The organism is Halovivax limisalsi (assembly GCF_023093535.1).
Lineage (GTDB): Archaea > Halobacteriota > Halobacteria > Halobacteriales > Natrialbaceae > Halovivax > Halovivax limisalsi.
The window spans coordinates 860,564-884,007 of the sequence record NZ_CP095757.1; the positions used below are offsets into that span (position 1 = coordinate 860,564).

The window sequence follows — 23,444 nt, forward strand, 5'->3', positions numbered from 1 at the left end:
GCCGCAGTCACTCGATCGGATCGTAGACGTTTGCCTCGGCGGGGAACTGCCCGTCACGGACCTCCTCGACGTAGGATTCGACGGCGCCGCGTATCGTCTTGTCGAGGTCGGCGTACTGCTTCGAGAGTTTGTAGGATTCCCCGCCCAGGCCGAGCAGGTCGGTCACGACCAGCACCTGGCCGTCGACGTATCGACCGGCGCCGATGCCGATCGTCGGCACGTCGACGGCGTCCGTGACCCGTCTGGCCGCGTCCTCGCTGACGGCTTCGAGGACGATGGAGAACGCGCCGGCGTCCGCGAGTGCCCGGGCCGTCTCCACGAGGGCGTCGGCGGCCGCTGACTGCTCGTCGCCCCGGCCCTGGACGAATCCGCCGCCGATCTGGTTCATCCGCTGGGGCGTGAGCCCGACGTGGCCCTGGACCGGCACGCCCAGCTCCGTCAGCCGATCGACGAGTTCGATCGTCGTCTCGCCGCCCGGCGCGGTCTCGAGCTTCACCGCGTCGGCGCCCGCCTCTTTGAGAAATCGACCGGCGTTCTCTATCGAGCGCTCCACCGAGAGTCCGTACGCGAGGAAGGGGAGGTCGCCGATGACCATCGCGTCCTCGACCGCCCGGTCGACGGCCGCCGTGTTCGAGAGCGCCTCCTCGAGCGTGACCGGGAGCGTGTCGTCGTACCCGAGGTGGTTGTGCCCCGCCGAGTCGCCGACGAGGATCATATCGACGCCGCCGCGGTCCACTTGCCGGGCGATCGGCGCGTCGTAGGCCGTCAGCATCGTCAGCGGTTCGCCGTCCTCGTACGCCGCCAGCAGGTCCGGGATCGACGTTCGCGACATCCCCGGAGGGTACGGATGGCTGTCACTTACCGGTTTGCGTTCCCTCGCACTCACTCCAGTAGACGCCGCGTCAACCGGTGACGGTACCACAGCATCGCCGCGAGCGCGGGCGTCGCGAGCGGGCGGTCGCCGACGAACGGGAGCCGGTACTCGATATCGTCGACGAGCAGGGTTTCTCCCCCACCGAGGTCGACGAACCGGTGGGTGTGGCGCCAGCGCTCGAACGGGCCGCGATCGCCGACCTGTTCGTCCACGAAGTGGGCCCGATCCGCTCTAACCTCGCGCTCGACGATCTCGACCGTCCACTCGGTTCCCGGCAGGCCCTCGATCCCGAACGGCGCGAGCTCGAGGGTGATCTCCGTCCCGACGTGGTAGGTCTCAGGGTCGCCGTCGCCGTCGGGTCCCGCGATCGCCCGGATCGAGAGCCCCAGCCAGTCGGGCGTCAGTGCGCGCAACTCCTCGGCGTCGCCGTAGAAGTCCCAGACGGTCTCGACGTCGGCCTCGATCACCGACGCGGTCCGGTACCTCGCCATGCTGCCCGGTACGGCCCGCGACCACTTGTGCTTCGGTGATCGATACGCCCGACGACCCTCGGGCGGCCCGCCGGGTTGCAGCGGAGCCTGCCGACGACCGTTTGCATAGCCCCGTCGACGGGACCGCGGGTCTCGACGGTCGCGAGCGGCCGTTCCGATCGCGAGAAGTAGTTATAACAAATTACCCGATATCGGGCGGGAGAGCGACCGCGGGCCCGTGGTCGCCACGTTGGCCGATCACTCGGGGATCCAGTGCCCTCCACGTCGGTCGGCGTTCGTTCGACCGGCCTCCTCCGCTTCGCCCGGCGCGTAAGTGCGCCGAAAGGTGAGCCCCGCCTCGTTCATCAGTCGTCGACAGCTCGGCAGGGAGTAGTCGACGTCGAACCGGTCGGCGAGGAGCGTCTGGACGAGTTCCGGCGTCCACGTATCGCCGTCGTACCCGGCCTCGGTCGGCGGCGATCGAACCGTCTCCACGAACGCCTCGTGCTCGTCGGCGTCGAGCTTCCGCGGGCGACCCGGTCGTTCGCGATCCTCGACGGCCCGGACGAGTTCGTCCTCTTCGAGGCGAGAGAGCCAGTTGTAGATCGTCTTTCGCTCGACGTCGAACCACGTCGAAAGCTCCGTCTGGGTGATGCCGTGTTTGTACGCGATGGCGGCGACGAGTCGCTGTGCGGGTTTCGCCCCGTCGGCCTCGTCGAGGGCGGACTGCAGATCGGCGACCGAGAGATCCTCGAGGTGTTCCATATACCCTCCTTCTATCTTCGAGTAGTTAATTTTGACGGTTTTCCACCCACGGCCCGATCGACGGTGCTCCGGGCTCGCGCTATCTTTACAGATATATGTCTGTAAAGGGAACGGGGAGCGATACGGCCGCCCGACGTCGTTCCTCCGTCCGGAACGACCGACCGGCAGGCCGGGTCGACGTTGCGCGAGTCGAGCGATCAGATCGGGACCGATCTCGCCGACGGCGCGCCGGAGCAGCGACGGAACCGGCCGCGAGCGGCACGGACGGGTCAGGCGTAGGTGACGTTGATCTCGATCACGTTGGCCGCCTGGGAGACGAGTTCCGGGATCTCGGTGCGGAAGCGCTCGCCCTTGATGCGGGTGGTCGGTCCGGCGACGCTGATCGCGCCGAGGACGCGGTCGTCCGTGCTGAGGATGGGTGCGGCGACGCACTGGAGTCCCTCGACGCGCTCCTGACCGCAGTAGGCGATGCCGCGCTCGCGGATCTCCTCGAGTTTCTCGAAGAGGACCTCGCGGTCGGTGATGGTGTGCGGGGTCGACTGGGGCATGCCGTGGGTGTCGAGGATGTCGTGGACGCGCTCCTCGGGGAGGTGCGCGAGGATCGACTTTCCCAGCGCCGTGTTGTGGAGGTAGCGACGCGTGCCCGTGTGGGTGTCGAGCGTGACGGCGTTCTCGCCGCGGGCGCGATAGAGGTAGACGCCGCGGCCGTGCTCTTCGACCAGCAAGTTGGCGACTTCGCCGGTCTCCTCGGCCAGGTTCGTCACCTCAGGGCGGGCGATATCGTAGATCTTGCGGCGCTTGCGGGCGTACTCGCCGATCTCGAAGAAGCCGAGGCCGAGGTCGTACTCGTCGCCGTTCTTGACCACGTAGTCGTGCGAGCGAAGCGTCGAGAGGTGGTCGTGGACGGTGCTCTTCGACATCGAGAGCTCGTCCGCTAACTCGGTGACGCGTGCCCCTTCGAGCCGGCGCAGCGCGTCGATGACGTCGAACGCGTTTTCGACCGTTTGCAGCGTCGTGGTGGGGGTGCTGGCCATGCGCACACCTCGGTGCTGCCGGGGTAAAATTGTTCCGTTCTTGGGAACCGCCGTTCGGCAGTGGACGAGCATCGGCGGCGTTTCGTACCGAACCGATCGCCGGCACAGTCGACGGAGACCTGGCGATACCGGATACCTTCGCGAGGATCGTCGATCCGTCGCGAGTTCCTATCTGATGCGTGACTATTTTCCGTTCCGGGGGAGGGAACACCGCCGGGCGGCCGTGCCGTCGTCGGGGAACGGGGCGACCGGATTCGGTACGGTGACCGTCGCCGCGTTCGTCGGTCTCCGGCCAGTCGTGCCCCGGGCACCAGTTATTATGTAGTCCGGGTCGCTATCGCTTCCCATGGAGGCAGCCATCGTCGGTGGCGGAATCGTCGGACTCGCGAGTGCGTACTACCTCAGCCAGCGGGGCGTGGACGTGACCGTCCTCGAGAAGCACTCGCTCGGGTCGGGGAGTACGGATCGGGCCAACGGCGGCATCCGCGCGCACTTCTCCTCGCCGGTGAGCTCGAAGCTCTCCCAGCGCAGCATCGAGGTCTGGGAGTCCTTCGAGACCGAGTTCGACACCGACCTCGAGTACCGGCGACCGGGCTACCTCTTCATGGCGCGCACGGAGGAGACGGCCGAGCGCTTCCACGATAACGTCCGCAAACAGGACGAACTCGGCGTCGAAAGCGAGTTCGTCTCGCCCGAACGCGCCGGCGAACTCGTCCCGGAACTCCACGCCGACCGATTCCTCGGCGGCGCCTACTCGCCCGACGACGGCATCGCCGACCCGCACCTGGGCCTGCAGGGTTTTTCCATCGCCGCGAACGAGGCCGGCGCCGACATCCGCACCGGCGTCACGGTGACCGACGTCGCGCGCGACGGCAACGGCGCCGTCACCGGCGTCGAGACGTCCGACGGCGCCGTCGAGGCCGATTTCGTCGTCAACGCCGCCGGGCCGTGGGCGGCCCAGATCGCCGCGATGGCCGGCCTCGACGTGCCGGTTACGCCGAAACGGCGCAAGCTCGTCATCGTCGATCCCGAGACGCCGGTGCCAGAGGACACGCCCTTCACCATCGACGCGGACCGGGGCGTTCACTTCCGGCCGGAGCGCGGGGGCAACGTCGTCGCCGGCGGCCACTTCGCCGAGACCGACCCGGCGCAGGATCCGGACGACTTCGAGGAGCGTGTCCCGCTCGAGTGGTCAGCGCAGGTGGTCGAGGCCGCGTCCGAGACCGCGGGCTACTTCGGCCCGCGCTCGGAGATCCGCCGCGCCTGGGCGGGGCTGTACGCCGTCACGCCGGACCACCACCCCATCATCGAGGAGGCGATCCCCGGCTTCGTCAACGCCATCGGCTTCTCGGGCCACGGCTTCATGCAGTCGCCGGCGACGGGCCAGCTCGTCGCCGAACTGGTCGTCGACGGCGAGGCCACCTCGATCGACATCTCCTCGCTGACGGCCGCGCGCTTCGAGGGCGGGAGCCCGCTGTCGGAAGGCACGGTCATCGACTGAGCGCGCTGCGGTTACTGCAGTCTGCCGCCTGCGAGTGCGTCCCGTCCACGGAGCGGGGGCTTTTTGACGGTTCCCTTCGACGGGGCGTGCATGGACCCGGTTACCCCTGCTGCGCGCATGGCGTCGGTGCCGTTCTCGGGCATTCGAGAGATCTTCGAGGAGTGCGACCGCCTCGAGGCCGAGGGCGAGGACGTCGTCCACCTCGAGATCGGCCGGCCGGACTTCGATACGCCCCGGTCGATCAAGGACGCGACGGCGTCGGCCCTCGAGAACGGCGAGGTGCACTACACGTCGAACTACGGGATCGCCCCGCTTCGCGAGACCATCGCCGAGAAGTTCGAGTCGGAGAACGACGTCGCGTACGACCCCGACGGCGAGATCGTCGTCACCGCGGGCGCGACGGAGTCGATCTTCGTCTCCATCCTCGGCCTGATCGACGAGGGTGACGAGGTGCTCCTGCCCGATCCCCGCTGGACCTACGGCGCGCACGTCGAACTGGCGGGCGGAACGCCCGTCTCCTACGCGCTCGACCCCGACGACGGCTTCCAGCCCGACCTCGACTCGCTGGCGGCCGGCGTCTCGGAGCGGACGAAGCTGCTCGTCGTCAACAGCCCGCAGAACCCGACGGGATCGGTACTCACGCGCGAACGCGCCGCCGAGATCCGCGACTTCGCCGTCGAGCACGATCTCGTCGTCATCTCCGACGAGATCTACGAGAAGATCCTGTACGACGACGCGACCCACCACAGCCTGGCCGCGCTCGACGGGATGCGCGAGCGGACGATCACGGTCAACGGCGTCTCGAAGGCCTACTCGATGACCGGCTTCCGGCTGGGCTACCTCGGCGCGCCGCCGGAGCTGATCGACCCGATCGTCCGCACGCGCCAGTACACCACGACCTGCGCGCCGTCGCTCTCGCAGTGGGCGGCCGTCGAGGCGATCGACCGCGACCCGCACGGCCCGCTCGTCGAGGCCTTCGCCGAGCGTCGCGAGCGCGTCCTCGACCGCCTCGAGGCGATTCCGGGAATGACCTGTCCGGAGCCGACCGGCGCGTTCTACGCCTTCCCGACGATCCCCGACGGCTTCGACGACGAGGAGGACTTCGTCTGGTCGCTCCTGCAGGAGGCCGGCGTGGCGCTGGTGCCCGGGACCGTCTTCGGCGAGACCGGCGAGGGACGGGTCCGCATCGCCTACTCGAACTCCCTCGAGCGGATCGACGAGGCCTTCGACCGGCTCGAAGCCTGGCTGTAGCGGACGGGTCGACCCGTCGCCGGGAACGGCCTCGGGCGGTGCGGGAGTATTCGGTGGCGGATACCTGATACAGCGGCCGTACTCCCGGCGAATCCCAATCTATAATACCGTTCCGGCCCTCGCCGCGAGTGTGCAACCCAGAGCGTACGATAACGAACTGACGTACCTCACACATAAACAAGATGACTCGGCGGAGGCGTTCCACCAGGCCTACGAGGACGCTGTCGAGTCGGTACGGGCCGACCTGGGGCAGTCACACGCGCTGAAGATCGACGGCGAGGCCGTCGAGACCGGCGACACCTTCACCGTGACCAGTCCCGGCAACCTGGACCTCGAAATCGGCGAGTTCGCCGCGGGAAGCGAGGAAGACGTCGAGGCCGCGGTCAGCGCCGCCGCGGCGGCGGCGCCGGACTGGGAGGCGCTCGACGTCGAGTCGCGCGTCGAGATCTTCCAGGACGCGGCGGACCTCATGCGCGACCGGAAGTTCGAACTCGCGGCCGCGCTCTCGCTGGAGAACGGGAAGAACCGGACCGAGGCGATGGCGGACGTCGACGAGGCGATCGACTTCCTCGACTTCTACTCGAGCGAGTTCGAGCGCGCCGGCGGCTACGAGTTCGACACCGGCGAGCCGACGCCCGGCCAGCACACGACGAACGTCCTGCGTCCCTACGGCGTCTTCGGCGTCATCTCCCCCTTCAACTTCCCGATGGCGCTGTTCGTCGGCATGAGCAGCGGCGCGATGGTGGCCGGTAACACCGTCGTCGCGAAACCCGCGAGCACGACGCCGCTGACCGCCCACCTGTTCGTCGACATCCTCCACGAGGCCGGCCTCCCGGAGGGCGTCATCAACGTCGTCACGGGCGGCGGCAGCGACGTCGGACAGCCCCTCGTCGAACACGAGGACGTCAGCGGCGTCGCCTTCACCGGTTCCCGGACGGTCGGCCTGAACATTCAGGAGACCTTCATGGAACTGGGCAAGCGCGGCCCCGTCATCGCCGAACTCGGCGGCAAGAACCCGGTCATCGTCAGCGACACGGCGGACGTCGACGACGCCGTCGAGGGCGTCATGAACGGCGCCTTCTCCTTCAGCGGGCAGAAGTGCTCCGCAACCTCGCGCGTCTACGTCCACGAGGACGTCATCGACGAGTTCACCGACAAACTCGTGGCCGAGACCGAGGACCTCACCATCGGCCGGGCGACCGAGCGCGACACCTTCGTCTCGCCGCTGATCGACGACAGCGCGCTCGAGTACTACCAGGAGATCACCGAGCAGGCCGAAGCCGACGGGACCGTCCGCACCGGCGGGACCGTCGTCACGGACGGCGACCTCGCCGACGGACGGTTCGTCGAACCGACGGTCGTCACCGACATCCCGCACGAACACGACCTCGCGCGGGAGGAACACTTCCTGCCCTTCGTGACGATCCACCCGATCTCGGATCTGGACGAGGGGATCGAGAAGTCCAACGACAGCGAGTACGGCCTCTGTGCGGGGCTGTTCTCGCAGGACGACGCGGAGATCGATCGCTGGTTCGACGAGATCGAGTCCGGCATGACCTACGTCAACCGGACCCAGAGCGCGACCACCGGCGCGCTCGTCCAGGCCCAGCCCTTCGGCGGCTGGAAGTTCTCCGGGACCACCGGCAAGTTCGCCGGCGGCTACTGGTACCTCCAGCAGTTCATGCGCGAGCAGAGCCGCACGCGCGTCGAATAAGCGGCCACACCGGCGCACCCGGTCCCGCCTGGGTAACCGCTCGGCGCTCCTGGTCAATCACACCCGGCTCGCCACGAACGACGCTGGCACCGTCGTGCCCGTTCGTTCCGACGACGCGGCCCGCGTTCCGGTCCGCACCACACCGGCACCCCACTACCCGTTTCGGTCGCGCAGCACCCGTGTTGCTGGCGCGGTATCCGTTCGAGTCGCACTGCACCCGTTTCGACGGCCCGGATGCGACGGGAGCTACCCACAACCGAAGCATTATGGGGGAGCGCCCGCCTCAGTCTGAGGTACATGAGTCTCCAACTGGACGGAAACGTCGCACTGGTAACCGCCTCGAGCGGCGGGCTCGGGAAGGCCTCCGCCGAAGTCTTCGCGCGCGAAGACGCGAACGTCGTCGTCAACGGGCGCGATCGGGATGCACTCGACGCGACGGTCGCCGAACTCGACGACCTCGGCGACGGACGCGTCGTCGGCGTGCAGGGCGACCTGACCGAGGCCGACGACATCGAAAACCTGGTCGAGACGACCCTCGACGAGTTCGGCGGGCTGGACCACCTGGTGACGAGCGCGGGCGGGCCGCCGAGCGGGCCGTTCCTCGAGATGGAGGACGAGGACTGGTACCACGCGTTCGACCTGCTCGTGATGAGCGTCGTCCGCCTCGTCCGCGAGGCCGCCGACCCGCTCCAGGCCGACGGCGGCGGCACCATCGTCAACATCACCTCCCGGAGCGTCAAGGAGGCGATCGACTCGCTCGTCCTCTCGAACAGCGTGCGGATGAGCGTCATCGGGCTGGAGAAGACCCTCTCCAGCGAACTGGCGCCCGAGGTGCGCGCGAACGCGGTGCTGCCGGGGCCCCACGAGACGACGCGCATCCAGGACCTCGTCGAGCAGGCCGTCGACCGCGGCGAGTACGACAGCTACGAGGAGGGCCTCGAGGCCCGCGGCGAGGGCATCCCGCTCGAGCGCATCGGCGAACCCACCGAACTCGGCGAGGTCGTCGCCTTCCTGAGTTCGCCGCGCGCGAGCTACCTCAACGGCGTGGCCGTCCCGATCGACGGCGGCGCGGGCGCCTCGAACCTGTAAAGCCGTGCCCTCCGCCCTGATCGTCGGCGGCGGCATCGTCGGCCTCGCCAGCGCGTTCGAACTCGCCGACCGCGGGGCCGACGTGACGCTCCTCGAACGCGGGAGCGTCGGCGCCGAGAACTCGGTCCGGACCGGCGGCGGGGTCAGGGCACAGTTCGGAACGGCGGTCAACGTTCGCCTCTCGCAGGCGAGTCTCCCGGTCTGGGAGTCCGTCGCCGAGCGCTTCGGCGTCGACCCGGACTTCCGCCGGCCGGGGTACCTCTTCCTCGCGCGAGCCGAGGCGACCGCCGGGGCCTTGCGCGAGAACGTCGCGCTCCAGACCGATCTCGGCGTCGAGAGCGAGTACCTCGAACCGGAAGCCGCCCGCGAGCACTGTCCCGAACTCCGCGCCGAGGACTTCGTCGGCGCCGCGTACTGCCCGACGGACGGCTACCTCGACCACCACCGCGCGGTCCAGGGCTACCACGAGGCCGCCCTCGACGCGGGGGTCGAGATCCGCACGGGAACCCCGGTTACAGGCGTCCGCGTGGAGGGCGGCCGGGTCGACGACGATGACCGACCTGTCGACGGCCGCGTCGTTGGCGTCGACACCCCGACGGCGTCGCTCGACGCCGACGTCGTCGTCAACGCCGCCGGGGCCTGGGGCGGTCGCGTCGCCGCGATGGCCGGCCTCGACCTCCCGATCGCTCCGAAGCGCCGGCAACTGTTGATCGTCGAGCCCGAGCGGCCGGTCCCCGACGACACGGCGTGGACGGCCGATCTCGACGCGGGCGCGCACTTTCGCCCCGACGGTGGCGGGCGCGCGCTGGTCGGCGGCATCGAGGACCCCGACGACGAGCCGGTCGATCCGGAGCGCTACTCGCGCCGGTACGACGACGCGTGGGCCGAGGCCGTCCGCGAGCGCGCGGCCGCGGTCGCGGGCTACGTCTCGCCGGCCGCGACGATCCTGGACGGCTGGGCCGGTCTCTACGCCATGACGCCTGACGGACACCCGATCATCGAGGAGACGGTTCCGGGCCTCGTCAACGCGGTCGGCTTCTCGGGGCACGGTCTGATGCACGCCCCGGCGGTCGGTACCGTCGTGGCGGAGCTGATCCTCGACGGCGCGGCCGAGACCGTCGACGTCTCGGCCCTGACCGCGGACCGTTTCGACGGCTCGAACCCGCTCGCGGAACGCACCGTCTTCTGATCCGCGAGCCCGGTCGCCGAACTGAAACGGCGGATCCGTCACAACAACTAAGAGGTACCCCTCCCTCTTGATCGATATTCGCACCTATGAAAGAGGTATCCTTCGCGGATGCGGAGACGTACGAACCCGACGATGGCTGGCGGCGCGTCTCGCTCGCCGGCAGCGACAAGTTCACCTTCGAGTGGTTCGAGAAGCCGCCGGGCCACTCTTCGCCCATGCACGACCACGAGAACGAACAGGTCTGCGTCGTGATCGAGGGCGAAATCACCATCTTCACCGAGGACGGCGAGTCGGCGACGCTCGACGAGCCGTTCGACTCGGCCCACCTCGACGCCTGGGAGGCCCACCGGGTCGAGAACACCGGCGACGAGCGCGCCGTCGCGATCGACGTCTTCGCGCCCGGGCGCGGCTTCGACTTCTGGACCGATCGCGAGGAATAAGGTCGACCCCGCCGATCTAGCGAGATCGGCCGTCGATGCGTGTCGGTCCGTCCGATCCGCTTTTTTCGCGCGACCGCCCGCCAGCGTGCCAACCGTCCCGACGGCGTGTCGACTGTCCCGACAGAGTGACGAGGCACGCGCGGTGTTCCTCGCGGCCACCGACCACCGGCGTACGGTCCGCCTTCGCGGGCGACCGGCCGCTACCGCAGGAGAAACCCCTCACCCAGCGGGTCGTCGGGGTCGATCACGAACTCGCAGCGGCCGGTGAGGTGGGCGCTGCCCGCGACCTCGGGGACGACCGCGTCGAAGGGGCCGACGGCCGTCTCGCCGCGGAGCCGGCCTGTGAACGCCGAACCGACGATGCTCTCGACGACGAACGGTTCGTCCGGTTCGAGGCGACCGTGGTGGGCCTCCAGCGCGAGGCGACCGCTGACGCCGGTGCCCGTCGGCGAGCGATCCACTTCGCCGTCGGCGAAGATGCAGACGTTGCGACTGTCGACGCCGTCACGATCCGACGGGGCGGTGAAGATCGTCCCGTAGAGGAAGCCGAGGTCGTCGTCTTCCGGGTGCTCGATCTCGATCGCGTCGTTCACCGCCGCCTTGATGGCGGAGCCGACGCGGATCAGGTCGTCGACGCGCTCGGGTTCGACGGTGAGGCCCGCCTCCGCCGCGGGGAGGTAGGCGTAGAACGCGCCGCCGTAGGCGATCGCGACCGTCACCTCGCCGACGTCGGGGACCTCGACCGTGAGTTCGGGTTCGAAGACGAAGGCGGGGACGTTCTCGAACGCGACCGAGGCGACGCGCTCGCCGTCCATCCTCGCGCGGGCGGTCACGAGGCCGGCGGGCGTATCCATCCGGATGGTGGGGTCGCCTGCCGCGCGGTCGTACGCGTCCGGATCGGCCATGCCCGTCTCGAAGGCGGCCGTCGCGAGCGCGATGATGCCGTGCCCGCACATGGTACTGTAGCCCTCGTTGTGGGTGAAGAGCACGCCGACGTCCGAGTCGGGGCGCTCGGGTTCGACCGGGATCGCCCCGTACATGTCCGCGTGCCCGCGGGGTTCGTACATCAGCGCCCGCCGGAGGTGGTCGTGGTGCTCGCGGGCGTACCGACGCTTTTCGAGGATCGTGTCGCCCTCGATCGCCGGCCAGCCGTCGACGATGATGCGCAGCGGCTCGCCGCCCGTGTGGGAGTCGATCGTCTCGATCGCGGGCCAGTCGGCCGGCGGCGCCCAGTCGCCCGCAGCGTGCCAGTCCACCGGGCCCGCGTCTGCGGTCTCGTCGCTCACGCGCCCCCTCCGTAGGTGGCAACCGGTTCGCCGAGCACGTCCAGGCGGGGTTCGACGCCGAGGCCCGGCTCCGTCGAGGCGCGCATCCGGCCGTCGGCCGTCTCGGGCGCGCCGTCGGCGGTCGTCACCGTGTTGTAACTCTGAAAGTCGGTACTGGCCAGACGGGCGTCGGCCGGCGTGCTCTGAGCGAGGTGGGCGATGGCGGCCGTCGCGATCTCGCTGCCCCACGTGTCCTCGACGATCATCGCGAGTTCGAACTGCGAGCAGAGGTCGCGGATCGTCCGCGCGCGCGTCAGCCCGCCCACCTTCGCGATCTTGAGGTTGACGACGTCCATCGCGTCGTCCTCGTAGCCCCGGACGACGGCGTCGACGCCGGTCATCACCTCGTCAAGGACGAACGGGTGGTCGGTCTTCCGGCGAACCGCCCGGCAGGCCTCGTAGCTGTGACAGGGCTGTTCGATGTAGACGTCGACGTCGTCGACCGCCTCGACGAGCCGGACGGCCTCGTGTCGCGTCAGGCCCGTGTTCGCGTCGGCGTCCAGGACGTGTTCGTCGTCGAGTTCGGCCCGCGTCGCCCGGATTCGCTCGGCGTCGGTCACCGGATCCTCGCCGATCTTCAGCTGGAAGTTCTCGTAGCCGGCATCGCGGTAGGCGGCGACGCTGTCGGCCATCGCCTCTGGCGTGTCCTGCGAGATCGCCCGGTAGAGCGGGACGTCGTCGCCGAACCGCCCGCCGAGCAGCGTCGAGACGGGTGCGTCGGCGGCCTTCCCCGCTAGATCCCAGCAGGCCATGTCGATCACCGACTTGGCGTAGGGATGGCCCCGGAGTTGCCGGTCGAGGCGTTCTGCCAGCACCGCGGGCTGGGTGGGATCGGAACCCAGCACCGCGGGCGCCAGTTCTTCGATGGCCGCCCGCGCTCCGCGGGCGTACGCCGGCAGGTACGCGGAGCCGAGCGTCGCGACCTCGCCCCAGCCGGCCGGGCCCGCGTCCGTCTCCAGCCGAACGATCGTCGAGTCGAACGCCTCGTAGGAGTTGCCGCCCGACCAGTCGTAACTCCCCTCTGCGATCGGGAGATCGACCTGGTAGACCGCTATGCCTGTGATTTCCATGGTGCGTGCTATCAGAGCGATCCCCCGCGCGGGGCTTAAATCTGCCGTCGGGATCGGCGGGCCGGGCTGGACTCGCGGCGTGGCGCGGCGGGATAGCATCGGGACGCAGTGAGGCCCGCACTCGTCGCATCGGGGCGAGGTATTATGCCCCAGCGGCCCCCTACACTCGCCCGGAATGAACGTCGTCATCGTCGGCGGAGGGATCGTTGGCTGTGCGAGCGCGTACTACCTGGCCGAGCGGGGGGCCGACGTCACCCTCCTCGAACGCGCGTCGCTCGGCGCGGGGGCGACGGATCGGGCGGCCGGCGGCATCCGCGCGCAGTTTTCGACCGACGTGGGTATCCGGCTCTCGCAGGCGGCCATCTCGGTCTGGGAGACCTTCGAAGACGAGTTCGGCGTCGACGTCGAGTACCGACGGCCCGGCTACCTCTACCTCGCGCGCGAGGAATCGACGGCCGCGCTCTTCGAGGAGACGGTGCCCTTCCAGAACGAGCGGGGCGTCGACAGCCGAATCCTGGACCCCGCGGACGCGACCGAGTACGTCCCCGGCCTGCGGACCGAGCGGTACGTCGCGACGGCGTACTGCCCGACCGACGGCTTCGCGGACCCGCACCTGGGATTGCAGGGCTTTTCGATCGCGGCGAACGAGGCCGGCGCCGAGATCGAGACGGGCGTCGCGGTGACCGACCTGCTCGTCGAGGGCGGCGGAACCGGCGACGGCCCCGCCGAAGATACCGGAGCCGGCGACGGCGACCGACCCGACGGTCGCGTCGTCGGCGTCGAGACGACCGAGGGGCGCTACGACGCCGACGTCGTCGTCAACGCCGCGGGGTCGTGGTCGCCGAAGATCGCCGCGATGGCCGGCATCGACCTGCCGGTGACGCCCAGGCGTCGCCAGGCGCTGATCGTCGAGCCGGAATCGCCGGTGCCGGACTCGAACCCGTTCGTGACCGACCTCGACGACGGCTGTTACTTCCGCCCCGAGCGCGACGGCAAGGCGCTCGTGGGCGGTCACTTCGGGCAGGACCCGGTGCAGGACCCCGACGCGTACGAGCAATCCCACGACCTCGCCTGGGCCGCGGACGTCGTCGAACACGTCGCAACCGTGGCCGACTACTTCGGGCCGGACTCCAAGCTGGTTCGCGGCTGGGCGGGCCTCTACGCGATGACGCCCGATCACCACCCGGTCATCGAGGAGTCGATGCCGGGCCTGCTCACCGCGACCGGCTTCTCCGGTCACGGATTCATGCTGTCGCCCGCGACGGGCCAGGTCGTCGCGGAACTCGCCCTCGACGGCGAGGCCACGACGGTCGACGTCGCGCCGCTCGCGCGCGATCGATTCGAGCGGGACGCGGCGCTCCACGAGACGTACTTCAGCGCCTGATCGGCGCGGCTGGGCGTCGAGGCCCGAAAACGCACCGCAGTCGTCAATCAGTTCTAACGGACGCCGATCGTCACCCGGACCGGTTCGCGTCGACGTGCTCGACCAGTTCTTCGGGCGGTTCGGTCCAGTCCTCGCCCCGGTCCTGGGGTTCGTAGCCCAGGACCTCCTTGGCGTGTTCGATGTCGTACCAGCCGCGTTCGTTCTCGCTCGTTCCGAAGAAGATGTCGAACTCGACCTCGTCGTCTTCGAGACACAGCTCGAGCATCTGGGCCCAGTCGCGCTCGGAGAGCCACGTCCCCTTCAGGCGCTTGACCTGCTCCTCGTAGGGCTCGCTGCCCCGCTCCCAGTCGCCGTCCTCGACGCCCTTCTCCGCGTCGCCGTAGGGGTTGTCGTAGGGCGGCTCGCGGATGCTCGCGATGCGAATCGCGTAGAACCGCTCGGGGTAGTCGTGATTTTCGATGTAGTACCGGCCCCAGTCCTCGCCGAAGGCCTTCGAGGCGCCGTAGTAGGAGTCGGGCCGTTCCGGATCCTCGTGCGTGACCGTCAGGTCGTAGTCGAGTTCGTAGCACTCGGGCGCGTGATCCTCCTCGTACTTGCCCGCGGCGTGGATCGAGGACGCGAAGATGAACGTCTCGACGCCCGCATCCGCGGCCGCGTCGAGGACGTTGTGCGTGCCGACGAGGTTGCTCTCGCGCACCTGGTCCCAGGTGCCGTCGGTCAGCGGGTAGGCCGCCAGGTGGATGACGGCGTCCTGCTCGTCGAACGCCGGCCGGATGGCCTCGTAGTTGGCGACGTCCGCGACGTGGGTCTCGTAGTCGGGATGATCCTCCCGGTCGAGGTACGTCAGTTCGTACGCCGGGTCGTCCGCGAAGCGGAGCTTGATGCCTTCACCGACTCGACCGTGCGCACCGGTCACGAGCACTCGCATGGGCTCCACTTCGGGTAATCTCGTCATAAGGGTTCGGGTGACGGCGACGCCGAAATCTCCCTCGATCGTGGCGAACGCCGCCGGTGTCGCCCGTCGGGCGACGACGGCTGCCGGGGAATCAAGGTTTATACACCCCGTGGCGAAACCCTTCCCCGTGCTCCGTCGATACGTCTACGCGCTGGCGCCGCTGGTTGCTGCCGCGCTGTGGGGCGGGATGTACGTCGTCGCCAAGTGGGGCCTCTCGGTCGTCCCGCCGGTGACGCTCTCGTTCCTCCGGGTGGCGATCGCGAGCGTCGTCCTCCTGGCGCTCGTCAGAGCGACGAAGCCCGCCCGGTCGTTTTCGCGCGGGGAGTGGTGGCGATTTACCGGCCTGGGAGCCGCGATCGCCGTCACGCTCGCGACGCAGTTTCTCGGCACGGAGCTGACCAACGCCAGCCAGAGCTCGCTGCTGACGGTGATGACGCCCGTCTTCATCCTGCTGCTCGGCGTCGCCGTCCTCGACGAGCGGGTGACGCGGGCGAAGGCGACCGGCCTGGTCATCGCCACGGTCGGGACGACGCTCGTCCTCTCCGGGCAGTACGACCTCTCGACGCTCACCGACGGCAACCTCGTCGGCATCGCCGCGCTGTTCGCCGCGAGCCTCGCGTGGGCGATCTACACCGTCTGGGGCCGCGATCTGGTCCGGCGCTACTCGGCGCTCGAAACGGCGACGTACGCGACGGTGACGTCGGTCCCCATGCTGTTCGGCCTCGCGACCGTCGAACTGTGGCTGCGCGGCCCGGTCATCGACGAGGCCGTGACGGGCTTGCCCTTCCTCTTCGGTCTCGCCTACCTGAGCGTCTTCGCCACGGCGCTCGCGTGGTACCTCTGGTACAAGGGCCTCGAGTACGTCGATTCGAGCACCGTCGCGGTATTCTTCTTCGCCCAGCCGGTGGTCGGCTCGGCGCTGGGCGCACTCTTTCTCGGCGAGAACCTGGGCCCGCTGTTCTTCGTCGGGGGCCTCGTCATGGCCGTCGGCCTCTACGTCGTCAGCGTCCGGACGGAGGTCTGACGGGCGGGCGATCGCTCCCGCGAGTACGCGGTGCGCTCGACGGTTCGACGGCGCTGAGCCGACTCCCCTCGATAAATATAGTATTATAGATACGAATGGGGCCGTTACTTTCGCGACGCTCTCACCCGTCCGGCGACGGCCCGGCGGAGAAAATTACTGACAGTGAACAGGTCGACGACCGCCGATCACGGCTGTGGGGCGACGGTGGATTTAAGCGCCGGCGCTTCGACGCCATCATATGGTCTCTGCCGGCGAGTTAGAGATATTCAGACACACGCTCGAAGGCGCCGTCGAAGAGATGGGGGTCACGCTCCAGCGGACGGCGTACTCGACCAACATCAAGATTCGACGCGATCACACCTGCGCGCTGTTCGACGCCGACCTGCGTCACGTCGCCCAGCACGACGTCGCGCCGCAACACATCGGGTCGCTCGTCTCGGTGGTCCCGCGAAACCTGAAAGGTCGCCTCGAGGACCTCGAACCGGGTGACGGCCTGCTGGTCAACGACCCCTACAAGGGCGCGGTCCACCTGCCCGACGTCATGCTCATCTCGCCGCTCTTTCACGACGGCGAGCTGATCGGCGTCGCCGCCAACTCGGCCCACCACGTCGACATCGGCGGCGGGACGCCGGGCGGCATTCCCACCGACAGCACGGACCTCTACGGCGAGGGGATCATCCTCCCGCTGTCGAAGGCCGTCGAGGACTGGGCGTACGACGAGACGGTGCTCGACCTGATCCGGCGCAACGTCCGCGGCGCGGAGATGCGCCTGGGCGACTACCGCGCCCAGCTCGGCGCGAACCGCATCGGCGAGCAGCGCTATGGCGACCTCCACGACCGCTACGGCACCGACACCGTCGAAACGTACCTCGACGAACTGCTCGACGCGACCGAGAAGCGCGTTCGCGCGGCCATCGCCGACCTGCCCGACGGCACCTACGAGGCGAGCGATCACATGGACGGCGACGGCGTCGTCGACGAGCCGGTCCGCCTCCAGCTCGCGATCACGGTCGACGACGACGAGTTGACCGTCGACTTCACCGGCACCGCCGAGCAGAACGAGGGGCCGCTCAACTGCACGCCCGCGATGATCTTCTCCGGGACGATGAGCGTCATCATGTCGCTGCTGGGCGCCGACCTCCCGAAGAACGACGGCTTCTACCGCCCGTTCGAGTTCGTCACGCCCGAGGGGACGATGGTCAACCCGAACCCCCAGGCGCCGGTCGCCTCGGGCTGGGAGATCCCCATGCGCGCGGGCGAACTCGTCACGAAGGCGATGGCGGATGCCCTCCCCGACGAGACGATCGCCGCGACGAAGGGCATCGTCTGCAACATCGCCTACGGCGGCGACGACCCCCGCGACGACGGCGAGTACGTCTACTACGAGACGGTCGCCGGCGGCTACGGCGCGCGCAAGGAGAAAGACGGGATGGAGGCCGTCCAGACGCACTTCCAGAACACCGCCAACAGCCCGATCGAGGAGCTCGAACGCGAGGTGCCGCTGTACGTCCGCCGGTACGAACTCATCCAGGACTCGGCGGGCGCGGGCCGGACCCGCGGCGGCCTCGGCGTGCGCCGGGACATGGAGTTCTACGACCACCGGACCCAGTTCTCGATCCTCTCCGATCGCGCGAAATCGGACCCGTGGGGGCTCTTCGGGGGCGAGAGCGGTCGACGCGCGCACTACGTGATGGACCCCGACACCGACGACGAGCGGGCCGTGAGCTCGAAGTCGACGACGACGCTCGCCCCGGGCGGCGTCGCCAGCATCCAGACGCCCGGCGGCGGGGGCTACGGCGACCCGCTCGAGCGCGACCCCGAGGCCGTGCTCGAAGACGTCCGCGACGAGAAGGTCTCGGCCGAGGCGGCCCGCGAACGCTACGGCGTCGTCGTCAGCGACGGCGAGCTCGACCGGGAGGCGACTCAGGACCGTCGGGAGGAGCTGCGGGCGGCGCGGCCCGATGGTGGGACGGAGGCGGCGAACGCGCCGGATGGAGGGCGCGACGATAGCGGGACGACCCCGCCGGCCGCCGAGCGCGATGCGGAGGTGAGCGCCGAATGACCGTCCGCATCGGCGTCGACACCGGCGGGACGTTCACCGACGTGGTCTACTACGACGAGGAGACCGGCCGTGTGTCGGTGACCAAGACGCCGTCGACGCCGCCGGACTTCGACCGCGGCGTGCTCAACGGGATCGACAAGATCCTCGCCGAGACTGACGCGGACCCCGGGTCGGTCTCCTTCCTCAGCCACGGGACGACCGTCGGGACGAACGCGGTTCTCGAGGAGGAGATCCCGCCGCTCGGCCTGATCACCAACGAGGGCCTGCGCGACGTCCTCGAGATCGGCGACCAGACGCGCCCGGAGCTGTACAACCTCCAGACGGAGAAGCCGCCGGCGCTCGTTCCGCGGCGACACCGAAAGGAGGTGCCCGGACGCCTCGATGCCGACGGCGATGAGGTGGATCCGCTCGACGAGACCGCGGTCCGCGAGGTCGCGCGCGAACTCGCCGACGCCGAGGTCGAGTCGGTCGTCGTCTCGATGCTGTTTTCCTACCTGAACCCTGACCACGAGCGCCGCGTGGCCGAGATCGTCACGGAGGAGACGGATCTTTCCTGTACGCGTTCCTCCGCGGTTCACCCGGAGATCCGCGAGTACGATCGGACGATCACGACGGTCCTGAACGAGGCGGTCAGGACGACCGTCGAGGCGTACTTCGCGCGCCTCGACGCGGGCATCCTCGAACGGGACATCGACGTGCCGCTCAACGTCATGCACTCCGGCGGCGGCATCTTCGGCACGACGGGCGCGACCGAGGCCGCGATCCGGACGGTGCTCTCGGGCCCGGCCGCGGGCGCGGTCGCCACGCGCGACGTCACCGACGCGGAGGGCTTCCCGAACGCGATCGGGATCGACATGGGCGGGACGAGCGCCGACGTCAGCATCGTCCGGGACGGCGAGATCGTCCGCTCGACGTCGGGCGAGATCAACGACCTGCCGGTCAACACGCCGATGATCGACATCAACACCGTCGGCTCCGGCGGCGGTTCGATCGCCTGGCTGGACGCCGGCGGCGGCCTCCACGTCGGCCCCGAGAGCGCGGGCGCCGACCCCGGCCCGATCTGCTACGGTCGCGGCGGCGAGCGGCCGACGCTCACCGACGCGAACCTCCTGCTCGGTCGGGTGAGCCCCGAGAACTTCCTGGGCGGCGAGATGGACCTCGCCGTCGAGAAGACCCGCGACATCTTCGAGTCCGAGATCGCAGACCCCCTGGGCGAGTCGATCGAGGAGGCCGCGCTGTCGGTCGTCCGCGTCGCCAACGCCAGCCTGGCCCGCGAGATCCGCCGCGTGACGGTCGAGCGCGGGCACGACCCGGCCGACTTCGCGCTGGTGGCCTTCGGCGGCGCCGGCCCGATGCAGGCGCCCTCGGTCGCCGCGGAGCTGGACGTCGAGGCGACGATCGTCCCGCGTAACCCGGGCGTCTTCTCCGCGCGCGGGCTATTGCTCGCCGACGTTCGCATGGACGAGTCCCGCTCGGCCCGCGCCGCCGGCGACGACCCGGCCGCCATCGCCGACGGGTTCGACGAACTCGCCGCGACGCTCCTCGATCGCTTCGCCGAGCAGTCGATCGACCCGGAGACGGTCACGGTCGAGCGGAGCGTCGACCTGCGCTACGCGGGTCAGTCCTACGAACTCACGGTGGACGCGCCCGACGGCGAGATCGACGCCGCGGCGCTCGAGACCGTTCGTGAGCGCTTCCACGCGGCCCACGAGCGTCGCTACGGCTACGCGAACCCCGACGAGCCGGTGGAGTTCGTCACCCTCCGGGTCAACGGCGTCGTCCCGACCCCGCGCTTCGAGGACGCGCTGACCGCGGCCGACGAGGCGGCCGACCGCGAGAGTCGCGCGGTCTACTTCGCGGACTCGGGCTACCGCGAGGCCGGCGTCTACCGGCGCGAGGCCCTGGCGCCCGGCGCGTCCGTCGACGGGCCGGCGATCCTCGAAGGCGCCGGCTCCACGACGGTGGTCCCGCCGGAGACCACCGCGAGCGTCACCGAGAACGGTAACGTCGTCATCAGACGGTAGGGCCGACCGGGGACCCTGGTCGAGAGCCAGCCGATCTACTTCGTCGCCGATTCGGTGGGCCCGCCACCGGCGACGCGTTCCCGACGAACGTTTATGTCGCGTCCGTCCGAGAACCCGCCATGGCATTCGATTCGCGGCCGCGATCGCGCGTACTCGACGCGCTCGACGGGGAGGAACCGGTCTTCGGGGCGACCGTTCTCACCGCCTCGCCGGCGATGATCGAGGCGCTCGCGTCGGTCGAGCTGGACTACGTCTGGGTCGACTTGGAACACGCCGGGCCCAGTCCGTACGACACGGAGGCGATCGCGTCGCTCGCCCGCGCGGCCGAGGTGGCCGACGTCGACCTCCTGATCCGGGTTCCGGAGGCGAGTCGGACGATGATCAATAGCGTCGTCGACGCGGGGGCCGACGTCGTCCTCGTGCCGAAGGTGGACTCGGCCGAGGAGGCGCGGCGGGCCGTCCGGGCGGCGCGGTTCGAACACGACGGCGAGCCGGGCGATCGGGGCGCCCCGTTGACGCGCAGTTCGGGCTGGACGACCGCCGACGCGGACCTGCCGTCGCGGGCGGATCGGTCGGTCGGGGTCGGCGTGATGCTCGAGACCGCCGCGGCGGTCGACGCCGCGAGCGAGATCCTCGCGGTTCCGGGCGTCGCGTTCGGCTTCGTCGGCCCCGGCGACCTCTCGATCTCGGCCGGCCGTCCCCTCGAATCGGACCATCCCGATGTGGGCCCACAGCTCGATCGACTCGAACGCGCGGCTGCGGACGTCGACGCGGCGCTGGGCCGGATCGCGACCGATCCCGCCGAGATCGCGACCGCGATCGGGTCCGGCTATCGGGTGTTTCGAATCGGCGTGGACACGGTGGCCGTGGCGTCGACCGTGACCGACCGACTCGCCGAAGCTCGATCTCGGTTCTGACCCGGACCCGCTTAATATTGACAGGGTAACGCCCGTATCTGGGAAGTGTACGGTCGCAACCATTCCGTCCGCGATTTTTACCGCGATCAGTCCGTAACGAAAACGGAAACTTATATGATAATGTGCTAGGAACAGTGGGCCAACCGTGGGATGGTACCGCACGGCCGTGGGATTATGACAGACAACGATACCAACGCGAACGGGACGACGAATCGGCGACCGTTTCTAAAGACGATGGCGGCCGGTGGTGCGACGGCCGCGCTGGCCGGCTGCCTCGACTCGCTGACCGGCGGTGGCGGTGACGGTTCGACCTACGACGTGGGGCTAGTGAACCCGTATACGGGCGACCTGGCTCCATTCGCGGATCGGAACGACCGGGGCAGCGACCTCGCGCTGAACCAGATCAACGACGAGAAGGTCGCGGGCGGGACGATCAACAAGATCACCGCGGACTCGGAGACGACGTCGAACGCCGGCGTCAGCGCGGCACAGAAGCTCGTCAACCAGGACGGCGTCGACGTCCTCACCGGGCCCTGTTCGAGCGGCGTCGCGGTCTCGATCGCGGAGTCGGTGACGATTCCGAACGAGATCACGCACATCATGATCAACTCGACGGCGCCGGGGATCACGAACCTCGAGGACGACGGCTACTGCCTCCGGACCTCGCCCTCGGACGCGTTCCAGGGCCAGGCCCTCGCGCAGGTCGTCGCCGACAACGGCCCGAGTTCGGCCTCGGTGATCATGGTCAACAACGACTACGGGCAGGGGCTGGCAGACGCCTTCAAGGCCCGATACGAGGAACTCGGCAACACGGTCGAGACGATGGTGCCCGCCGAGCAGGGACGCAGTTCCTACTCGGCCCAGCTCAACGAGGCGACGAACGCCGAGCCGGAGGCCGTCGTCTTCATCGTCTACCCGCAGTCGTTCATGACGATGATTCGGGAAGCCTACGAGATGGGCATCCAGGAGGACTACTCGGTCTTCGGCGCGGAGAGTATGGTCTCCGACGAGGTCGAGAACAACGTCTCCGCCGAAGCGATCAACGGCATGAAGGGGACGAACCCGAGCCCGCCGATCGAGAGCGAGGTCTACCAGAACTTCGCCGAGGACTTCCAGAACGAGTACGACCGGCAGCCGACGGTCTGGGCGGCCTACGCCTACGACGCGTACATGCTGCTCGGGCTCGCGATTCACGCCGCGGGCGAGTACGGGAGTGACGCGGTCAAGGAGCAGATCTACGAGGTCAGCAAGCCCGACGGCACGGAGGTCTCCTCCATCGCGGAGGGCAAGAGCGAACTCGACGCCGGGAACTCGATCAACTACCAGGGTGCCAGCGGGAACGTCGACCTGGACGAGAACGGCGACCCGTCGGGGACCTACCAGCACTGGGAGGTCATCGACGGCGCGTTCGAGATGCAGGGCTTCGTCGACACGAGCCAGTAAGCAGTACTCCTATCGATGGCCTTTGAACTTCAACTGGTCGCGAACGGCATCGTATTCGGTAGTATCATCCTTCTCGCCTCGGTGGGCCTCTCGTTACTCTACGGCATCGGCAACTTCGCGAACTTCGCCCACGGCGAGTTCCTCACGATCGGCGCGTTCGTCACGTTTGCGGGCTACGTCACGCTCGGGCTGCCGATCTACGTCGCCGGTCTGCTTGCGTTCGTCGTCGTCGGGATTCTCGGCGTCGTTCTTGACCGCACGCTGATGGCCCAGCACCGCGACTCGACGCCGATCGTCATGCTGATACTGACGATCGGGCTCGCGTTGTTCCTGCGGGCGATGATCCGCATCATCTGGGGTGGCAATCAGGAATCGCTCCAGATGCCGCTCGAGCGGGGGACGCAGTTGCTCGAGGGCGCGACCCTCGGCATCGACTACAGCCTGCGTCTGACCTCGACCGACGTCATCATCGTGGCGCTGGGACTCGCGCTCGCGGCCGCGACGCACCTGTTCCTGACGCGGACGCGCATGGGGATCGCGATGCGGGCGACGGCGGACAACAAGTCGCTCGCGAAGGTCGCCGGCATCGACACCGACAACGTCATGACGGTCACCTGGGCGCTGTCGGGCGCCCTCGCCGGCGCCGGCGGCATGTTGCTGGCGATGCAGACCGGCGTCCTGTTCCCGCGGATGGGATTCAACATCGTGCTGGTGGTGTTCGCGGCGGTCATCCTCGGCGGGATCGGCAGCCCGTACGGGGCGATGGTCGGCGCGTACATCATCGGCGTCGCACAAGAGATTAGTATTATGATACCTGGCGTCGCGGCGGAGTACCGGTACGCGTTCGCGTTCCTGATCATGGTCGCCGTACTGCTCTACAGACCGCAAGGTATCGCCGGAGGGAGGTGGTGAG

General features: G+C 68.9%; 20 protein-coding genes. 13 read left to right on the forward strand and 7 right to left on the reverse strand.

What is annotated here, in order from left to right; translation table 11 throughout:
• Window positions 1-7: 7 nt before the first annotated feature.
• The 4 genes from panB to MXA07_RS03775 form a co-directional block, all read right to left on the reverse strand.
• Window positions 8-832, reverse strand: coding sequence for a 3-methyl-2-oxobutanoate hydroxymethyltransferase (panB, locus tag MXA07_RS03760; RefSeq protein WP_247730716.1), 825 nt, complete (start codon window positions 830-832; stop codon window positions 8-10).
• Between the two features lie 50 nt (window positions 833-882).
• The gene (locus MXA07_RS03765) at window positions 883-1,365 is read right to left on the reverse strand and encodes an SRPBCC family protein (RefSeq protein ID WP_247730717.1); all 483 of its coding nucleotides are present in this window, start codon (window positions 1,363-1,365) and stop codon (window positions 883-885) included.
• Window positions 1,366-1,602: 237 nt separating this feature from the next.
• Window positions 1,603-2,109: a helix-turn-helix domain-containing protein gene (locus tag MXA07_RS03770; protein WP_247730718.1), complete on the reverse strand. Its 507-nt coding sequence runs from the start codon at window positions 2,107-2,109 to the stop codon at window positions 1,603-1,605.
• Between the two features lie 269 nt (window positions 2,110-2,378).
• Window positions 2,379-3,143 carry an IclR family transcriptional regulator gene (locus MXA07_RS03775; protein WP_247730719.1) on the reverse strand — a complete coding sequence of 255 codons (765 nt, stop codon included), beginning with the start codon at window positions 3,141-3,143 and terminating at the stop codon, window positions 2,379-2,381.
• 346 nt (window positions 3,144-3,489) lie between these two features.
• Here MXA07_RS03775 and MXA07_RS03780 point away from each other — a divergent pair, with 346 nt between their 5' ends.
• The 6 genes from MXA07_RS03780 to MXA07_RS03805 all read left to right on the forward strand — a co-directional run bounded on the left by MXA07_RS03780 (window position 3,490) and on the right by MXA07_RS03805 (window position 10,327).
• Window positions 3,490-4,644 (forward strand): NAD(P)/FAD-dependent oxidoreductase, encoded by a 1,155-nt coding sequence (locus MXA07_RS03780; RefSeq protein ID WP_247730720.1) that lies wholly within the window; start codon window positions 3,490-3,492, stop codon window positions 4,642-4,644.
• Between the two features lie 90 nt (window positions 4,645-4,734).
• Window positions 4,735-5,895, forward strand: a complete 1,161-nt coding sequence (locus tag MXA07_RS03785) for a pyridoxal phosphate-dependent aminotransferase (protein ID WP_247730721.1) — start codon at window positions 4,735-4,737, stop codon at window positions 5,893-5,895.
• A gap of 130 nt (window positions 5,896-6,025) precedes the next feature.
• Complete coding sequence (locus MXA07_RS03790) at window positions 6,026-7,609, forward strand: aldehyde dehydrogenase family protein (protein WP_247730722.1); 1,584 nt, start codon at window positions 6,026-6,028, stop codon at window positions 7,607-7,609.
• A gap of 297 nt (window positions 7,610-7,906) precedes the next feature.
• Window positions 7,907-8,698, forward strand: coding sequence for an SDR family oxidoreductase (locus tag MXA07_RS03795; protein ID WP_247730723.1), 792 nt, complete (start codon window positions 7,907-7,909; stop codon window positions 8,696-8,698).
• Window positions 8,699-8,702: 4 nt separating this feature from the next.
• Entirely contained in the window at window positions 8,703-9,887 is a 1,185-nt protein-coding gene (locus tag MXA07_RS03800; RefSeq protein ID WP_247730724.1) for an NAD(P)/FAD-dependent oxidoreductase, read from the forward strand.
• A gap of 86 nt (window positions 9,888-9,973) precedes the next feature.
• Window positions 9,974-10,327 carry a cupin domain-containing protein gene (locus tag MXA07_RS03805; protein WP_247730725.1) on the forward strand — a complete coding sequence of 118 codons (354 nt, stop codon included), beginning with the start codon at window positions 9,974-9,976 and terminating at the stop codon, window positions 10,325-10,327.
• Window positions 10,328-10,527: 200 nt separating this feature from the next.
• On the opposite strand, the gene MXA07_RS03810 is transcribed toward MXA07_RS03805, so the two are convergent.
• Window positions 10,528-11,613, reverse strand: coding sequence for a proline racemase family protein (locus MXA07_RS03810; RefSeq protein WP_247730726.1), 1,086 nt, complete (start codon window positions 11,611-11,613; stop codon window positions 10,528-10,530).
• A complete protein-coding gene (locus tag MXA07_RS03815; RefSeq protein ID WP_247730727.1) occupies window positions 11,610-12,722 on the reverse strand; it encodes a cis-3-hydroxy-L-proline dehydratase in 1,113 nt (370 codons plus the stop codon). Before MXA07_RS03815 ends, MXA07_RS03810 begins: the two co-directional genes overlap by 4 nt.
• A gap of 175 nt (window positions 12,723-12,897) precedes the next feature.
• Here MXA07_RS03815 and MXA07_RS03820 point away from each other — a divergent pair, with 175 nt between their 5' ends.
• Window positions 12,898-14,106, forward strand: a complete 1,209-nt coding sequence (locus tag MXA07_RS03820; RefSeq protein ID WP_247730728.1) for an NAD(P)/FAD-dependent oxidoreductase — start codon at window positions 12,898-12,900, stop codon at window positions 14,104-14,106.
• A 70-nt stretch (window positions 14,107-14,176) separates the two neighbouring features.
• Here MXA07_RS03820 and MXA07_RS03825 read toward each other — a convergent pair whose 3' ends face one another.
• Window positions 14,177-15,034, reverse strand: a complete 858-nt coding sequence (locus MXA07_RS03825; protein WP_247730729.1) for an NAD-dependent epimerase/dehydratase family protein — start codon at window positions 15,032-15,034, stop codon at window positions 14,177-14,179.
• 154 nt (window positions 15,035-15,188) lie between these two features.
• On the opposite strand from MXA07_RS03825, the gene MXA07_RS03830 reads away from it, so the two are divergent.
• From MXA07_RS03830 to MXA07_RS03855, 6 genes are all read left to right on the forward strand, one after another.
• Window positions 15,189-16,085 (forward strand): DMT family transporter, encoded by an 897-nt coding sequence (locus MXA07_RS03830; RefSeq protein ID WP_247730730.1) that lies wholly within the window; start codon window positions 15,189-15,191, stop codon window positions 16,083-16,085.
• 238 nt (window positions 16,086-16,323) lie between these two features.
• Entirely contained in the window at window positions 16,324-18,147 is a 1,824-nt protein-coding gene (locus tag MXA07_RS03835) for a hydantoinase B/oxoprolinase family protein (RefSeq protein WP_247730731.1), read from the forward strand.
• Complete coding sequence (locus tag MXA07_RS03840) at window positions 18,144-20,171, forward strand: hydantoinase/oxoprolinase family protein (protein ID WP_247730732.1); 2,028 nt, start codon at window positions 18,144-18,146, stop codon at window positions 20,169-20,171. Before MXA07_RS03835 ends, MXA07_RS03840 begins: the two co-directional genes overlap by 4 nt.
• A 119-nt stretch (window positions 20,172-20,290) precedes the next feature.
• Window positions 20,291-21,088 carry an HpcH/HpaI aldolase family protein gene (locus MXA07_RS03845; RefSeq protein ID WP_247730733.1) on the forward strand — a complete coding sequence of 266 codons (798 nt, stop codon included), beginning with the start codon at window positions 20,291-20,293 and terminating at the stop codon, window positions 21,086-21,088.
• Between the two features lie 174 nt (window positions 21,089-21,262).
• A complete protein-coding gene (locus tag MXA07_RS03850; RefSeq protein WP_247730734.1) occupies window positions 21,263-22,531 on the forward strand; it encodes an ABC transporter substrate-binding protein in 1,269 nt (422 codons plus the stop codon).
• Window positions 22,532-22,546: 15 nt separating this feature from the next.
• Entirely contained in the window at window positions 22,547-23,443 is an 897-nt protein-coding gene (locus MXA07_RS03855; RefSeq protein WP_247730735.1) for a branched-chain amino acid ABC transporter permease, read from the forward strand.
• The last annotated feature ends 1 nt before the right edge of the window (window position 23,444 follow it).

Excerpts from the sequence above, each read along its gene's own strand:
- panB (WP_247730716.1), bottom strand. The coding sequence starts at position 832 with ATGTCGCGAACGTCGATCCCGGACCTGCTGGCGGCGTACGAGGACGGC.
- MXA07_RS03765 (WP_247730717.1), bottom strand. The coding sequence starts at position 1,365 with ATGGCGAGGTACCGGACCGCGTCGGTGATCGAGGCCGACGTCGAGACC.
- MXA07_RS03770 (WP_247730718.1), bottom strand. The coding sequence starts at position 2,109 with ATGGAACACCTCGAGGATCTCTCGGTCGCCGATCTGCAGTCCGCCCTC.
- MXA07_RS03775 (WP_247730719.1), bottom strand. The coding sequence starts at position 3,143 with ATGGCCAGCACCCCCACCACGACGCTGCAAACGGTCGAAAACGCGTTC.
- MXA07_RS03780 (WP_247730720.1), top strand. The coding sequence starts at position 3,490 with ATGGAGGCAGCCATCGTCGGTGGCGGAATCGTCGGACTCGCGAGTGCG.
- MXA07_RS03785 (WP_247730721.1), top strand. The coding sequence starts at position 4,735 with ATGGACCCGGTTACCCCTGCTGCGCGCATGGCGTCGGTGCCGTTCTCG.
- MXA07_RS03795 (WP_247730723.1), top strand. The coding sequence starts at position 7,907 with ATGAGTCTCCAACTGGACGGAAACGTCGCACTGGTAACCGCCTCGAGC.
- MXA07_RS03805 (WP_247730725.1), top strand. The coding sequence starts at position 9,974 with ATGAAAGAGGTATCCTTCGCGGATGCGGAGACGTACGAACCCGACGAT.
- MXA07_RS03815 (WP_247730727.1), bottom strand. The coding sequence starts at position 12,722 with ATGGAAATCACAGGCATAGCGGTCTACCAGGTCGATCTCCCGATCGCA.
- MXA07_RS03820 (WP_247730728.1), top strand. The coding sequence starts at position 12,898 with ATGAACGTCGTCATCGTCGGCGGAGGGATCGTTGGCTGTGCGAGCGCG.
- MXA07_RS03825 (WP_247730729.1), bottom strand. The coding sequence starts at position 15,034 with ATGCGAGTGCTCGTGACCGGTGCGCACGGTCGAGTCGGTGAAGGCATC.
- MXA07_RS03835 (WP_247730731.1), top strand. The coding sequence starts at position 16,324 with ATGGTCTCTGCCGGCGAGTTAGAGATATTCAGACACACGCTCGAAGGC.
- MXA07_RS03840 (WP_247730732.1), top strand. The coding sequence starts at position 18,144 with ATGACCGTCCGCATCGGCGTCGACACCGGCGGGACGTTCACCGACGTG.
- MXA07_RS03845 (WP_247730733.1), top strand. The coding sequence starts at position 20,291 with ATGGCATTCGATTCGCGGCCGCGATCGCGCGTACTCGACGCGCTCGAC.
- MXA07_RS03850 (WP_247730734.1), top strand. The coding sequence starts at position 21,263 with ATGACAGACAACGATACCAACGCGAACGGGACGACGAATCGGCGACCG.
- MXA07_RS03855 (WP_247730735.1), top strand. The coding sequence starts at position 22,547 with ATGGCCTTTGAACTTCAACTGGTCGCGAACGGCATCGTATTCGGTAGT.